This is a genomic window from Buttiauxella agrestis (genome assembly GCF_900446255.1).
Classification (GTDB): Bacteria; Pseudomonadota; Gammaproteobacteria; order Enterobacterales; family Enterobacteriaceae; genus Buttiauxella; species Buttiauxella agrestis.
Window position 1 is genome coordinate 2798927 of the sequence record NZ_UIGI01000001.1, and the last position, 14751, is coordinate 2813677.

15 protein-coding genes are annotated in these 14751 nt (G+C 51.7%); 8 read left to right on the forward strand and 7 right to left on the reverse strand.

All coding sequences use genetic code 11. From position 1 onward, the window contains the following. Positions 1-1218: a sugar metabolism global transcriptional regulator Mlc gene (gene mlc / locus DY231_RS13340; protein WP_115628970.1), complete on the reverse strand. Its 1218-nt coding sequence runs from the start codon at positions 1216-1218 to the stop codon at positions 1-3. A 117-nt stretch (positions 1219-1335) separates the two neighbouring features. Beyond that, complete coding sequence (ynfL, locus tag DY231_RS13345) at positions 1336-2244, reverse strand: multidrug efflux transcriptional activator YnfL/SxtR(Kp) (RefSeq protein WP_115628972.1); 909 nt, start codon at positions 2242-2244, stop codon at positions 1336-1338. Between the two features lie 99 nt (positions 2245-2343). Here ynfL and ynfM point away from each other — a divergent pair, with 99 nt between their 5' ends. The 5 genes from ynfM to DY231_RS13365 all read left to right on the forward strand — a co-directional run bounded on the left by ynfM (position 2344) and on the right by DY231_RS13365 (position 6940). After that, positions 2344-3594 (forward strand): multidrug efflux MFS transporter YnfM/SxtP(Kp), encoded by a 1251-nt coding sequence (gene ynfM / locus DY231_RS13350; RefSeq protein WP_115628973.1) that lies wholly within the window; start codon positions 2344-2346, stop codon positions 3592-3594. A gap of 74 nt (positions 3595-3668) precedes the next feature. Continuing rightward, a complete protein-coding gene (locus tag DY231_RS13355; RefSeq protein ID WP_115628975.1) occupies positions 3669-5153 on the forward strand; it encodes a carboxypeptidase M32 in 1485 nt (494 codons plus the stop codon). A 330-nt stretch (positions 5154-5483) separates the two neighbouring features. Continuing rightward, positions 5484-5885 carry an acid resistance repetitive basic protein Asr gene (gene asr, locus DY231_RS13360; RefSeq protein WP_115628977.1) on the forward strand — a complete coding sequence of 134 codons (402 nt, stop codon included), beginning with the start codon at positions 5484-5486 and terminating at the stop codon, positions 5883-5885. Positions 5886-5954: 69 nt separating this feature from the next. After that, positions 5955-6035, forward strand: a complete 81-nt coding sequence (ydgU, locus tag DY231_RS25740) for a small membrane protein YdgU (protein WP_458573714.1) — start codon at positions 5955-5957, stop codon at positions 6033-6035. Between the two features lie 98 nt (positions 6036-6133). Continuing rightward, positions 6134-6940: a trypsin-like serine peptidase gene (locus DY231_RS13365; RefSeq protein WP_115628979.1), complete on the forward strand. Its 807-nt coding sequence runs from the start codon at positions 6134-6136 to the stop codon at positions 6938-6940. Positions 6941-6977: 37 nt separating this feature from the next. On the opposite strand, the gene mdtI is transcribed toward DY231_RS13365, so the two are convergent. The 3 genes from mdtI to DY231_RS25745 form a co-directional block, all read right to left on the reverse strand. Next, positions 6978-7307, reverse strand: coding sequence for a multidrug/spermidine efflux SMR transporter subunit MdtI (gene mdtI / locus DY231_RS13370; RefSeq protein WP_115628981.1), 330 nt, complete (start codon positions 7305-7307; stop codon positions 6978-6980). Continuing rightward, complete coding sequence (gene mdtJ, locus DY231_RS13375; protein ID WP_172588734.1) at positions 7294-7671, reverse strand: multidrug/spermidine efflux SMR transporter subunit MdtJ; 378 nt, start codon at positions 7669-7671, stop codon at positions 7294-7296. Before mdtJ ends, mdtI begins: the two co-directional genes overlap by 14 nt. A 126-nt stretch (positions 7672-7797) precedes the next feature. Beyond that, positions 7798-7911 (reverse strand): protein YdgV, encoded by a 114-nt coding sequence (locus DY231_RS25745; RefSeq protein WP_502305911.1) that lies wholly within the window; start codon positions 7909-7911, stop codon positions 7798-7800. 223 nt (positions 7912-8134) lie between these two features. On the opposite strand from DY231_RS25745, the gene DY231_RS13380 reads away from it, so the two are divergent. Next, positions 8135-9169, forward strand: coding sequence for an AI-2E family transporter (locus tag DY231_RS13380; protein WP_034495008.1), 1035 nt, complete (start codon positions 8135-8137; stop codon positions 9167-9169). A gap of 45 nt (positions 9170-9214) precedes the next feature. On the opposite strand, the gene pptA is transcribed toward DY231_RS13380, so the two are convergent. Then, positions 9215-9445, reverse strand: coding sequence for a tautomerase PptA (gene pptA / locus DY231_RS13385; protein WP_115628985.1), 231 nt, complete (start codon positions 9443-9445; stop codon positions 9215-9217). Between the two features lie 41 nt (positions 9446-9486). Then, positions 9487-10287, reverse strand: coding sequence for an arylamine N-acetyltransferase family protein (locus DY231_RS13390; RefSeq protein ID WP_115631844.1), 801 nt, complete (start codon positions 10285-10287; stop codon positions 9487-9489). Positions 10288-10397: 110 nt separating this feature from the next. On the opposite strand from DY231_RS13390, the gene DY231_RS13395 reads away from it, so the two are divergent. Continuing rightward, on the forward strand, positions 10398-11480 hold the full coding sequence (locus tag DY231_RS13395) for a LacI family DNA-binding transcriptional regulator (RefSeq protein ID WP_115628987.1): 1083 nt from the start codon (positions 10398-10400) through the stop codon (positions 11478-11480). A 111-nt stretch (positions 11481-11591) separates the two neighbouring features. Beyond that, entirely contained in the window at positions 11592-14687 is a 3096-nt protein-coding gene (locus DY231_RS13400) for a beta-galactosidase (RefSeq protein ID WP_115628989.1), read from the forward strand. The last annotated feature ends 64 nt before the right edge of the window (positions 14688-14751 follow it).

A 14751-nucleotide genomic window follows, 5' to 3' on the forward strand; every position in this document is an offset into this window, starting at 1 on the left:
TTAGCCTTGCAGCAGACGAATTAATAACGAACCGTTATACATTGCGTCTTTTACCAGCGCTGCCCCCGCCATGGTTCCACGGTGATTGTACTGTGTGCTTTCGACGTAAGTATGTTCGCTATAGGCGGGCAACGCCTGCTGGCGAATACAGTCTGTAATAGCCGGATGCAGAATATCCGCGGCCCGGTTAAACGGCGAACCAATCAGGATTTTTTGTGGATGGAACAAATTGACCATGATCGCCAGAATTCGGCCGACGTTGGTTCCGATACCCAGAATGATATCTTTCGCTAATAAGTCGCCGTTTAAAGCGGCATCGCACAGTGACTCAACCGTTAGCGGCTGTTTATGCAGCATAGAACCCATAGACTGACTCATACGAAGCTGCGCCAGCTCCAGCACGCTGTCGACACTGGCGATAGTTTCCAGGCAACCATGGTTGCCGCAATAACAGCGCTTTCCGTAAGGGTCAACCTGCGTATGTCCGATTTCGACCAGGCTGCTGCTCCCGGCATGAAGCAAACGCCCGTCGGTAATCACACCTGCGCCGACGTTATCATCAATCACCACCTGAATGACGTCTCGCGCCCCTTTTGAGGCACCAAACAGCCCTTCTGCCATCGTCCATGCGCTGATGTCGTGTTGGATATAAACCGGCACCCCGGTGTAATTTTCCAGAATCTCGCCCAGCGGCATATCGCAAACTTCGTAGAACGGCATACGGTGCACAATGCCGCGCTTGGTATCAATAATCCCAGGCATGGTGATGGCAATGGCGGTGAGGCGTTCGAGTTTATGTTGATGGCGGATAAAGAATTGATCGATTTGCGCGATGATGCGCTCGACCAGCGGTTGTGTGTCTTCCACCGCCAGCACGACGGTGTCTTCGACAATCAACTTGCTGCTTAAATCATGCAGGCCGAGTGAGATTTCCCCGCGACTAATACGCACAGATAAATAGTGCCATGCTTCCGTTTCCAGCATCAGCCCCACAGCAGGACGCCCCCGGCTACCCGGGTCCTGAATTTCCGTCTCTTGCACCAGGTGGGCTTCAATCATCTCACGAACAATTTTCGTGATGCTGGCTGGAGCCAGTTGCGCCAGGCGAGAAAGATCGATGCGCGACACCGGCCCATGGGTATCAATCAAGCGATAAACTACGCCAGCGTTAGTTTGCTTGATCTGATCAATATGGCCCGGTTGGCTATCAGCAACCACTTGCGACTCCCTTTATTTTCGCGCTGCGAAATAAACTTTGGGCTATGGTGAAACACTTCAAGTGAAGGAGTCAAATATTTACCCAGGGTTGTGATTTACCGCACATATTCCGCCGATTTACGGCTCTTTTAACGCCGTAATTGACTCAGTTAACAAGGCGGAGATCCGAAGTGCGGCGGCAGAAAGCTCGCGATGTTTCGGCCAGACCAGCCACATTTCCGATTGCGCTTCGGCCTCCTTCAACGGCAGCCATACTACTTCGGATAAACGCACCCGTTTAAATGACGCCGGAAGTATCGAAACGCCCAATCCTGCGGACACCAGGCCAATAATCGTCATCGCCTCGCCCACTTCCTGGGTGATGTAGGGCGAAATCCCATGGCGTTGCAGCAGACCGAGAATATCGTCATACAGGCCCGTTCCCACATGCGGGTCAAAAAAGACAAACGGCTCCTGCGCCAGTTGTTGCAGGGAAATGGCTGAACACGCCGCCAGAGGATGATCACGATGTACCATCGCCATCAGCGGTTCACGCAATACCACACTCCAGGCGAGCGTGTCCGGAAGGCGCGTGTTGCGCATCAAACCCAGCTCCAGCTCACCGTCATTTAATGGCGCGATTTGCTCACGAGTATTTATTTCCCTCATCTGGAGATGAATATCCGGGTAAGTACGACGAAAAGTCGACAGGCTATCGGACACCGTCTTAATAAAAGGTGCCGATGAAGTGAAACCGATACGCAGTTCCCCCGTTTCGCCCTGATGCAATCTCGCGGCGCGCCCTGCTGCTGCATCCACCTGGTTTAAAATCTGCCGCGAATCGAGCAAAAACTGACTGCCCGCCGCCGTCAGGCTAACGCTACGGTTGGTGCGCGCCAGTAAACGCGCGCCGATTTGCTGTTCAAGGATTTGAATTTGCTGGCTAAGAGGAGGCTGGGAGATACGCAAGCGTGCGGCAGCACGGCCAAAATGTAGCTCTTCAGCAACGGCAATAAAGTAGCGCAGATGACGCAGTTCGATATTCATACTTTAAACATATCAATTGAGATTATTAATATATTAGACAGAACATTCATGTTTTTCTACTCTGAGAATGAGACCACACCTGCACAATAAGGACCCATTTTGAGTCGTACAACCGTCGTCAACACCGCCCCGGCACAGGACGTTGACGAAAGAGTTTTGCCCCAGCCGACAAGCTTTATCAAACGTGGTTCACCTCAGTTTATGCGCGTCACACTGGCGCTATTTTCTGCCGGACTCGCCACCTTCGCTCTGCTTTATTGCGTCCAACCCATTTTGCCGGTTTTATCGCATGAATTTGGTGTATCCCCTGCCAGCAGCAGTATTTCGTTATCCGTTTCTACCGCGATGTTAGCCATCGGCCTGCTGTTTACCGGGCCACTTTCCGATGCAATAGGTCGTAAACCCGTGATGGTAACAGCGCTTTTGCTGGCATCAATTTGCACGCTCCTTTCGACCATGATGACCAGCTGGCACGGCATTTTAATCATGCGGGCGCTGATTGGGTTGTCGCTCAGCGGTGTGGCGGCAGTCGGCATGACCTATCTGAGCGAAGAGATTCACCCAAGCGTGGTGGCCTTTTCGATGGGGTTGTATATCAGTGGGAACTCCATCGGCGGCATGAGCGGACGCTTGCTGAGCGGTGTGATTACCGATTTCTTTAACTGGCGCATTGCCGTCGCCGCGATTGGCTGTTTCGCACTCGCCTCCGCGTTAATGTTCTGGAAGATTTTGCCCGCCTCAAAGCATTTCCGCCCTTCTTCTTTGCGGCCAAAAACACTGTTTATCAACTTCCGCCTGCACTGGCGTGACAAGGGTTTGCCGCTGCTGTTTGCCCAAGGTTTTCTGCTGATGGGGGCGTTCGTGACGCTGTTTAATTACATCGGTTATCGACTGATGCAAGGGCCATGGTATTTAAGCCAGGCGGTGGTGGGATTGCTATCGGTGGCTTATTTAACCGGCACCTGGAGTTCCCCAAAAGCGGGCGCGATGACGGCTAAATTGGGTCGCGGTCCGGTGATGATTTTCTCCACCGCCATCATGCTGACTGGCCTGTTGCTAACGGTGTTTTCCCCCCTGCCGGTTATTTTTACGGGAATGCTGCTCTTTTCAGCAGGATTCTTCGCTGCGCACTCGGTCGCCAGCGGCTGGATTGGCCCACGGGCTAAACGCGCAAAAGGCCAGGCTTCTTCCCTGTATTTATTCAGTTATTACCTGGGTTCAAGCCTTGCCGGGACACTCGGCGGCGTGTTCTGGCACCAGTTTGGTTGGGCAGGTGTGGCGAGTTTTATCGGCTCGCTGTTGGTCTTGTCATTACTGGTGGGGGCGCGTTTGCATCATCGCGCACAATAAGCGGCTGACAGCCTCGTTTTAGTGGATGCTTTTTGCTATTTTCACAGGCGAAAATCATCTCTTCTCGAGGCCATATGGAAAAGCAAAATTACAACCACCTCACCCGCACCTTCCAGCGTCTTTCAAGATTTGAGCATCTTTCAGCCATCGCTGGCTGGGATATGTTCACCAACATGCCTCCCAATGGTAGTGCCGCGCGAGGCGAGGCTTTGGCTGAACTCAGCGTTTTGCGCCACCAGATCCTGACGGATAAAAAAATTGCCACGCTGTTGCAGGCGGCCGTTCAAGAAAACCTGAATGATGTTGAGCGTGCTAACTTGCGTGAAATGACGCGCCAGTACCAGGAGGCCATTTTACTGCCTGCATCCCTGGTGGAAGAGAAATCACTGGTCGGCACACGCTGTGAACATGGCTGGCGTACCCAACGCCCGGCCAACGACTGGCAGGGTTTTTCGACCAATCTGAAAGAAGTGGTACGCGTCAGCCGCGAAGAAGCAAAACTGCGTGCCGATGCGAAAGGGAAATCCTGCTACGACGCGTTGTTAGATATCTACGAACCCGGCATGACCAGCGCTAAACTCGATGTGTTGTTCGGAGATTTACGCACCTGGCTACCCGAGCTGCTGCAAAAAGTGGTTGATAAACAAGCGAAAGAAACAGTTGTTACGCCGACTGGCCCGTTTGCCACCCAGGACCAACGCGAGCTGGGTCTGGAAACCATGAAGCTGTTGGGTTTTGATTTTAACGGCGGCCGGCTCGATGTCAGTGCGCATCCCTTCTGCGGCGGCGTGCCACAAGATGTGCGTATCACCACGCGCTATGATGAATCTGACCTGGTTAGCGCCCTGTTTGGCGTAATCCACGAAACGGGTCACGCGCGTTACGAACAAAACTTGCCGCGGGAATGGCTCGGCCAACCCGTCGCACTGGCGCGTTCCACGGCTATCCACGAATCACAAAGTCTGTTCTTCGAAATGCAGTTGGGCCGCAGTAAAGAGTTCCTGAAACTGTTGCTGCCGATGGTCACTACTCGCTTTGGCAAACAACCTGCGTTTGAAGCCGCTAACTTTATTGCCGTTAATCAACGCGTTGAACGTGGATTTATTCGCGTCGATGCCGATGAAGTCAGCTATCCGGCTCATGTCGTTTTACGATATGAAATCGAACGTGCGCTGATTGATGGCGATATCGAAGTGGAAGATATCCCGGCATTGTGGGATGAGAAAATGCAGCATTGGCTGGGGCTTTCGACCAAAGATAACTTCCGCAACGGCTGTATGCAGGATATTCACTGGACGGACGGCGCGTTTGGCTATTTCCCGTCGTACACGCTGGGTGCGATGTATGCCGCGCAATTGTTCAATTCCGCAAAACTGGCCCTCCCGCAGCTTGAAAGCGATATCGCAGAAGGTAACTTCACCGCGCTGTTCGACTGGTTACGCCAGAATATCTGGCAGCACGGCAGCCGATTCACCACTTCAGAGTTGATTACCAATGCAACCGGCGAAGATCTTAACCCGTTGTATTTCCGTAAACATTTAGAAGCGCGTTACCTTTAGTGTTCCCCGCCTTTCCGCGCCCCAAATAATTTGGATTGTAGAAAGGCGGCAAGCGCATCAACCATTCAAAGTATGACGGGCGCAGTGTACAAACCGTTACACGCCGATACCAATCACTCACTGAAGCCTTTGATCCACAAGTCTATAGTTCATCTCAACGGCCCCGCAGTGGGGTTCAAACATTGACCCAAAGTAATTCGAGTTGCAGGAAGGCGGCAAGTGATCGAGTCCCGATGAGCTTACTCTGGTAAGTGATTCGGGTGAGTAAATGAAGCCAACACACCAGCAACTTGAAGAACGAAGGGCATAAACAAATTCGAGGATGTCGAGATGAATAAAGTATTAGCTCTGGTGGTTGCCGCTGCAATGGGTCTGTCTTCTGCTGCTTTCGCTGCTGAAACTACAGCCGCTCCGGCTCCTGCAGCAACTTCTTCTGCTGCTCATGCTCCAGCTGCAAAAACCACTCACCACAAAAAACACAAAAAAGCTGCTACCGAGCAAAAAGCTCAGGCCGCTAAAAAACACAAAAAAGAAGTGAAGAAAACTGAAGCAGCTAAACCTGCACAAACCGAGCAGAAAGCTCAAGCGGCTAAAAAGCACCACAAAAAAGCAACGACCAAAACTGAAGCAACAAAACCAGCTGCTCAGAAAGCGCAAGCTGCTAAAAAACACCACAAAAAACCAGTAGCTAAAACTGAAGCAGCCAAACCTGCAACTCAGCCAGCTGCATAAGGTTATCGGGGTTAACCCGTAGGCTAAAAACACCCGGTTCGCCGGGTGTTTACTTCCGGAGTCTGGATGATGTTGCGACGCTATAGTTTTGAAATCATCCTCACGCTGCTCATTCTTTGCGGCATTATTACGCTAAGCTTCTGGCTTTAATGACTTTTCACTCCCACTTTTTGTGCGACCCGTCTATAGTTAGACCATTCATCTCGTTTCTATAAAAATCAAAATTAATCGCCCCATCAGAGAGTGATATGCGCAAAAAAGTTGTGATGTTGTTAGGAGTGCTGTGTTTTTTACCCGCCCTTTCCCATGCCGATGACGATAGCGCGGCCGACGTCAAAACGCTTTTTTTTGGTAAGGATGACCGTACACACGTTAATGACCCTGCAACACCGCCCTGGGATGCCATTGGTCAGCTCGAAACGGCCAGCGGTAATTTGTGTACCGCGACTTTAATTTCCCCTCATCTGGCGCTGACTGCCGGACACTGTTTGCTGCAACCGCCTCGCGGCAAGCCTGATAAAGCCATTGCATTGCGTTTTGTCTCTAATAAAGGCAAATGGCGTTATGAAATTCATGATATTGAAGGCAGAGTTGAATCGACCCTTGGCCGTCGCCTGAAACCGGATGGGGAGGGTTGGATTGTGCCGTCGGGTGCCGCACCTCATGATTTTGGCCTGATTATTTTGCATAACCCGCCTTCAGGAATTACCCCGTTGCCACTGTTTGAAGGGGATCGCGACGCACTCACTGAAGCGCTTAAAAGTCAGAGCCGCAAAGTCACGCAGTCAGGTTATCCGGAAGATCATCTTGACGACCTGTATACCCACAGCGATTGCCTGGTTACAGGTTGGGCGCAAAAAACCGTGCTTTCGCATCAGTGCGATACATTGCCGGGAGATAGCGGTTCGCCATTGATGTTAAAAACAGAAAGTGGCTGGAAGTTGATTGCGGTACAAAGCTCCGCACCTGCCGCCAAAGACCGTTACCGTGCCGATAACCGGGCGATTTCAGTGACAGGTTTTCGTGACCAGCTACAAGTTTTAGCCAATCAGTAATTCCACCGCCCGGCCAATATGCCGGGCGGTTTTGCTTTTATGCCAGTTTGATGAGCACCATTCCCACCAGCAATAAAACCAGCCCAATCCATCCCTTACGATTTAGCCGTTGGCCGAACAAAATCCAACCCGCTGCCACGGTAGCCATGATGCCGAAACCGCCCCACAGGGCGTAAGCCACCGAAAGTTCGATACCTTTTACCGCCTGCGCCAGCGCGCTAAAAGCGGCCAGCACCGCACACAGCGACAACACACCGTAGCCAAAACGACGGAAACCATCAGAGTGCTTTAAGAGGATGTTAGCGACAATTTCCAACACGATTGCCAGCAGTAACCACAACGCGTGAATCCATTCAAACGACGGCATGTTCCCTCTCCTTCGCAGGTTTTGGGGTGCGTGGTTTTTTGGTGCTGGTGCCTGATTTAATCAGTGCAATCCCGACCACCAGCGTCGTCAATCCCATTATTTTAAGCGGTGAGATTGACTCATCAAACAATAAGACGCTGAACAGGGTGATGAATAAAATGCCGATCCCTTCCCACATCGCGTAAGCCACGCCAAGTGCGATTTTTTTAACCGAAAATGAAAGTAAAATATAAGACAGCGCGATCATTAACAGCATGAAAATATAACCGAGATTATCATCGCTGACGCTCGACCATTTCATGGATAATGTGCCGGTAATTTCAGCAGCGATAGCAAGCGCTAATAAAATCCAATAGATCATGATTTCTCTCCTGACAGAGAAAATAGCCTAACCACAGCTTGCAAATGTGCTTAATAAAGCCTGCAAGCCAAATAAAATAAGTGTGATTTTTATCCCGAAATTATTCGAGATACTGCCAGGCAAAGGGATCTATAGCGCGTTGCGCCAGTGTTGTTCACCGGATAGGGAGAAAGCAGAAGAGAAAGATGGGGCTTGATGGGTCAGTAACGTTCTGAACAGCTTGTTCGTAAGCATAATGTCCATAATTTTCACAACATATCCGCGGTGTTGCTTCTCATCAGTTGCGGATAGTAAATTGTCCTCAGTAGTCAAACACCCTGAATTTGTACCATATTTCAGGATGTGCCGCTTTCCCTTTTCAATTCTTTACGCTCAGGATCAGGGAAAATAAGTGTATACCCCTTCTTTTCTCGCCCGTATTATAAGCTCCATTAAGGAACATTCTATTCAGACGGGATCATCAATAATGGCAAAACCCATTATTACACTCAGCGGTTTAAAAGCCGTCATTATGTTCGGGATGATTGTCATCATTCTGGTGGGCATAAAAATAGCCGCAGAGATTATCGTGCCATTTATTCTGGCGCTGTTTATTGCCATTATCCTCAATCCGATGATTCGCCGTCTGGAGCGTGTCCGTGTGCCGCGCGTGATGGCGATTGTGCTCGTCATTTCAGTGATCGTTTGTTTTGTGGTGCTTTTACTCGCCTATCTTGGCACCACGCTGAATGAACTCACGCGCACTCTGCCGCAATATCGCTCGTCGTTAATTTCTCCGCTGCAAACGCTGGAACCCTGGTTACAACGTGCAGGGATTTCCGTTTCGGTCGATGAACTGGTGAAATACATCGATCCGAATGCCGCGATGACGCTCGTCACCAGCCTGATTACCCAGCTTTCTAACGCCATGACATCCATATTTTTGCTGCTGCTCACCGTGGTGTTTATGCTGACCGAAGTGCCGCAGTTGCCGATAAAACTTCAGCAATTGATGTCGCGCCCGGCGGAAGGTATGGGAGCGATTCAACGTGCGCTGGATAGCGTCAGTCGCTATCTGGTGCTAAAAACCGCCATCAGTCTGGTCACCGGTTTGGTGGTGTGGATCATGCTCGCGATGCTCGATGTGCGTTTTGCCTTTGTCTGGGCGCTGCTCGCCTTCTCGCTTAATTACATTCCCAATATCGGTTCCGTTCTGGCCGCAATCCCGCCTGTCGCGCAGGTTCTGGTATTCAGTGGGTTATATGAAGCGTTGCTGGTGGTGGCGGGTTATCTGGCGATAAACCTGGTATTCGGCAATATCATTGAGCCACGTATGATGGGACGCGGGTTGGGTTTATCAACACTGGTGGTGTTTTTGTCGTTGATATTTTGGGGCTGGCTGCTGGGACCTGTGGGCATGTTGCTTTCGGTTCCGCTGACTATCGCGGTGAAAATTGCACTGGAGCAAAACGAAGGTGGCAAAAGCATTGCGGTGCTGCTCAGTGATGTGACCAAAAACTAAGAATGCGGAGCCGTTCGCTTTATTGAGAGCGGCTCCAACATGAGATTAGAGGCTGTAACCCGGTTTTTTGGCGAGAGTGTCTAGCTGTGGAGCAATCTCTTTATCGTAGACCTCTTCCTTCCAGCGATCTTTCTCGATTGGCGTTAACGCCACGGAAAGCGATTCATCCGTTGAACTGAAATGCTTCTTAAGCACGTCACAAATATCGTTAGCCAGTGCGTGTTTTTGCTCGTCAGTCAGTTCACGTGGAAAGTGTTTTACAGTGATATGCGGCACAATAATTCTCCTGGTTAATCTATTTTCATTTACGGTAAACGTTAAAACCGACACGCGGCCGCAAACTCTTCGCGGCTGAAACCGTGGCGTTTATCGTCAACGCGCAGCCCGAATTTGTCCATCAGCAATTGATATAATTCATCAGCCTGTTCAATGATTCGCGGTTCGCCTTCGTTAAATTGCCAGTCGATTTGTGTCAACATCGTTCCATCGACATTTTTCAAACACAGCATTAAATGATGACGAAAATGGGACGCAGGCCAGGTCGATACATAGTGATTGCCGGCCTCGTGATCCGAGGGATACTGGAAACTCAAATCGAAACGGTACAGCGGCTGCCATTCGTCTTTATGTTGGATACTGAGTAAATAATCGTTTTCGACAAGAGTTAAGCGATATACGCCGTGCGGAGTGGTTTGGGCGATGTCCGCTTCGAGGCGCACTGGAGCCGTTAAAGATTTGCCACCAAACCCAACATCGGCAATAAAACGCTGCTGGTTTATCGTCACTAGCAACAGGCGATGGGTGCGCGACGGCATTTCTGGGGGCAGAGACATCAGCACTCGCGCCCCTAAATCCTCGACTTCAAAGCCGATGTCTTCAAGGGCTGCACGCAATAAACCATTTTGCTCGAAGCAATAACCGCCACGGCCCGCCACCACTAGTTTATTGAATATGTCATCAATCCCCAGGTTAATTTTGCGCCCGAGCAGGACATCTAAATTTTCAAACGCAATCGTGGAAATATGAAGTAAATGAATACGTTGCAGCGTTTCTAAATCAGGCGTTGCGACGCCATCGAAACCAATGCGTGTAAAATAGGCCTGTCGGTCAAAAGTCATCATCTCAATACCTTGAAAGCGAATGTCTTCACTATAATGCGTTTTTTGGGCGGCAAATGATCGATAATGCCTTCCCTACACCGGAACATCAGCGCCAGAAGGAAGCCGCCATGAAAACTAAATCGATGACACTTTACGATGTGGCGAAACACGCAAACGTCTCTTATCAGACCGTGTCGCGAGTCATTAATCAGGCGGAACATGTATCGGAAAAAACACGGCGTAAAGTAGAAACCGCCATGCAGGAACTCAATTACGTTCCTAATCGCGTCGCGCAGCAACTGGCCGGGAAACTGAGCCATACCCTCGGGCTGGTCACCAGTAATTTGTCTTTGCATGCCCCTTCGCAAATTGCCGCGGCGATTAAATCTCAGGCCAGCAAACTTCACTTTAACGTGGTGATGTCGATGATTGAGCAGCCCGATTTAAATGCCTGTAAAAGTGCGGTGAACGGTTTGCTTTCCCAGCGAGTCGATGGACTGATCGTTAACATCCCGCTGGAAGATGAGCAGGCAAAAGCTATCCGCGCGATGTGCGGCACTGTTCCGGTGTTGTTCGTGGATGTTTCCCCTGAACTGGCAACCCACAGTATTACGTTTGATGCCGTCACGGGTGCGCATTTGGCGGTGGAACATCTCGTTGTGCAGGGTCACAAGCAGGTCGCCTTACTTTGCGGCCCGCAGGATTCGGTATCCGCTCGTCTGCGTCAGCAAGGCTGGCAACAGGCGCTGGCGAAACATCACCTGAACGCGGTGGCACAGCTGCAAGGCGACTGGAGTTCGTTGTCCGGTTATCTGCAAACACTGGCGCTAATCAGTCTCAATACTCCATTCACCGCCCTGCTGGTCGCCAACGACCAAATGGCGTTGGGTGCGTTGCGTGCGCTCAATGAGTCGGGTTTGTCCGTCCCGAAGCACGTTTCGGTCGTCGGTTATGATGATACCGAAGACAGCGCCTGTTTTATCCCGCCGCTCACCACCATCAAGCAGGACTTTAAAGCGCTGGGCTCTGCCAGTGTCGACCGACTGATTGCCCTGATTCACAACGGCGACCTTCCCTTGCAGGCGACAGTGCTGCCGGTGACGCTTATCAAACGCAAGACCACCGCTGCTCCCCACTCGGAAACCGAGTCACCGCAAGCGTTAGCCGACGCGTTGACGGCTCTTGCCCGCCAGGTTGCACGCCTGAAATGATTTTGTGAATCGACTCACCTGACCGTGTTTTGCTGCTTTACATCTGTGTGAGTAAAAACCATATTAATGATAATTGTGAGCGCATCACAAATATGCAAAGGAACATTCGATATGACGATAAAATCGGCAACCGTCGCGGCTTCACTGGCTGCAATTCTTGGGCGACGTGACTGGGAAAACCCGGCGGTGACGCAAGTAAACCGCCTGCCTGCACATCCCCCTTTTGCCAGCTGGCGTTGTGAACAGGCGGCGCGGAAAGACACGGTTTCTGAAAGTACCGTTAGCCTCAACGGGAACTGGAAATTTAGCTATTTCACTCAGCCAGAGCGTGTTCCGCAGAGTTGGATTGCCGCCGATTTGCCCGATGTGCAGACTTTACCCGTCCCCTCAAACTGGCAAATGCACGGCTTTGATGCGCCCATTTACACCAATGTGAACTATCCGATCCCCGTCACCCCGCCGCTGGTTCCTGAAGAGAACCCAACCGGTTGTTACTCGCTCACATTTAATATGAATGAAGCGTGGATCGAGAGCGGCAAGACGCGCATTATTTTCGACGGCGTCAATTCTGCCTTTCATCTGTGGTGCAACGGGGCCTGGATTGGCTACGGCCAGGACAGCCGCTTGCCTTCTGAATTTGATTTAAGCGATGTGCTGCATGCAGGAGAGAACCGGATCGCCGTGATGGTATTGCGCTGGTGCGATGGCAGTTATCTGGAAGATCAGGACATGTGGCGCATGAGCGGGATTTTCCGCGATGTCACGCTGTTGCACAAACCGGCCACTCATCTGAGCAATGTGCGAGTGAGTACGCATCTTAATGAAGATTTCAGCCATGCAGTGCTGGAAACGCAGGTCACAGTCCAGGGCGAAAATACAGACTCGGTGCAGGTTTCAGTGCAGTTGTGGCGCGGCGAGCATTGTGTTGGCGAAAGGCAGCAGAAACTCGGCAGTGAGATTATTGATGAACGTGGTGCATATCACGACCGCACGACGCTGAAACTCCTGGTCGCCAATCCGCTTTTGTGGAGTGCCGAACTTCCGCATTTGTATCGCGTGGTGGTGGTGTTACGGGATGGCGCGGGCGGCATCATTGAAGCGGAAGCCTATGACGTGGGTTTCCGTAAAGTCGAAATCCAGCAAGGTTTGTTGAAGCTTAACGGCAAACCATTGCTGATCCGCGGTACCAACCGCCATGAGCATCACCCGATCCATGGCCAGGTGATGGACGCAGAAACCATGCGCCGGGACATTATGCTGATGAAACAGCATAACTTTAATGCGGTGCGCTGCTCGCATTATCCCAATCACCCGCTCTGGTATCGGCTGTGTGACAAATACGGAATGTACGTGGTCGACGAAGCAAATATTGAAACTCACGGCATGGTGCCGATGAACCGTCTGAGTGACGATCCGGTGTGGCTCCCCGCGATGACCGAACGCGTCACGCGAATGGTGCAGCGCGATTTCAATCATCCCTCGATTATTATCTGGTCGCTGGGTAATGAGTCCGGCCATGGCGCGAACCACGACGCGCTTTACCGCTGGATTAAATCCGTCGACCCGACGCGCCCGGTGCAGTACGAAGGCGGAGGTGCCGACAGCGCCGCCACAGATATTATTTGCCCGATGTATGCGCGAGTCGACCAGGATCAGCCTTTCCCGGCGGTCCCAAAATGGTCAATCAAAAAGTGGATTGGAATGCCCGGTGAAACACGCCCGCTGATCCTGTGCGAATACGCTCATGCCATGGGAAACAGCTTTGGCGGCTTCCATAAATACTGGCAGGCATTCCGCCAACACCCGCGTCTGCAAGGCGGTTTTGTCTGGGATTGGGTCGATCAATCGCTGATTAAACACGATGAAAACGGCAATGCCTTCTCAGCCTACGGTGGTGACTTTGGCGATAAACCCAACGATCGTCAGTTCTGCATGAATGGTCTGGTGTTCGCCGACCGCACGCCACACCCGGCGTTGTATGAAGCCCAACAGGCACAGCAGTTTTTCCAGTTTGAACTGCATCGCGAATCCCCACTACGCCTGGTCATTTCCAGCGAGTATTTATTCCGCCAGAGCGATAACGAACGCTTAATCTGGAATATCGCGCAGGCCGGAGAAACACTCGCCAACGGCGAAGTGCTGTTAGAGATCGCGGCGCTTGGTACGCAGACCGTTATCTTCGATTCCCTGCCGAAAATCACCCAAAACGGCGACGTGTGGCTGACGGTAAAAGTTGAACAAATCGACGCCACCGCCTGGTCTGATGCCGGTCATATTTGCGCCTGGGATCAATGGCAGCTTGCGGGTGCGCTGAATGCATCGGTGCCCCAACTTACGGGCGAAGCGCCGCGTCTGGAAACCAGCCCTTGTCACTTTAATGTTCACCTTGGCCGCCACCACTGGCAATTTAACCGTGAAACCGGGCTGCTCAATCAGTGGTGGACGGCGCAACAGCCCGCCCTGCTACACCCGCTGCACGATCAATTCACCCGTGCGCCGTTAGATAACGACATCGGCGTAAGCGAAGTGACGCGCATTGACCCCAATGCCTGGGTGGAGCGCTGGAAAGCCGCGGGCATATATCAACTCGAGTCACAACTGGAGTACTGCGAAGCCGAAGCGCTGGCCAATGAAGTCCAGTTGCGCACGGTTCATAGCTGGGTGCATGACGGTAAAACGCTGTTTGTCAGCCGCAAACTGTGGCGGATTGATTGCCAGGGCGAGTTGCATGTCAGCGTGGATGTTGATGTGGCGTTTGGCACGCCGCCGCCTGCCCGGATTGGTTTAACCTGCCAGCTTGCCCACGTCGATTCGCAGGTCAGTTGGCTCGGGCTGGGGCCGCACGAAAACTACCCCGACCGTCAGCAATCTGCACTGTTTGATTACTGGCAGCGCCCGCTTGAGGAGATGCACACGCCGTATGTTTTCCCTGGCGAAAATGGTCTGCGGTGCGACACTCAAAGGCTGGAATATGGCGATAATCAATGGCGTGGGAGTTTCCATTTCAACATCAGCCGCTTTAGCCAGCAGCAATTGCGCGAGACGTCCCATCGCCATTTATTAGTTGAAGAAGCCGGGAGCTGGCTGAATCTGGATGGTTTCCATATGGGTGTCGGCGGTGATGATTCCTGGAGCCCGAGCGTGTCGCCGGAATATCTGCTGGATAAACAGCATTATCATTACGAGCTGAGTTGGACGCGTCGCTAAGTCAGAATACGCTTTCGTAGGCCGGATGAGCGCAGCGTCATCCGGCATTTACGTCTGATTGTCG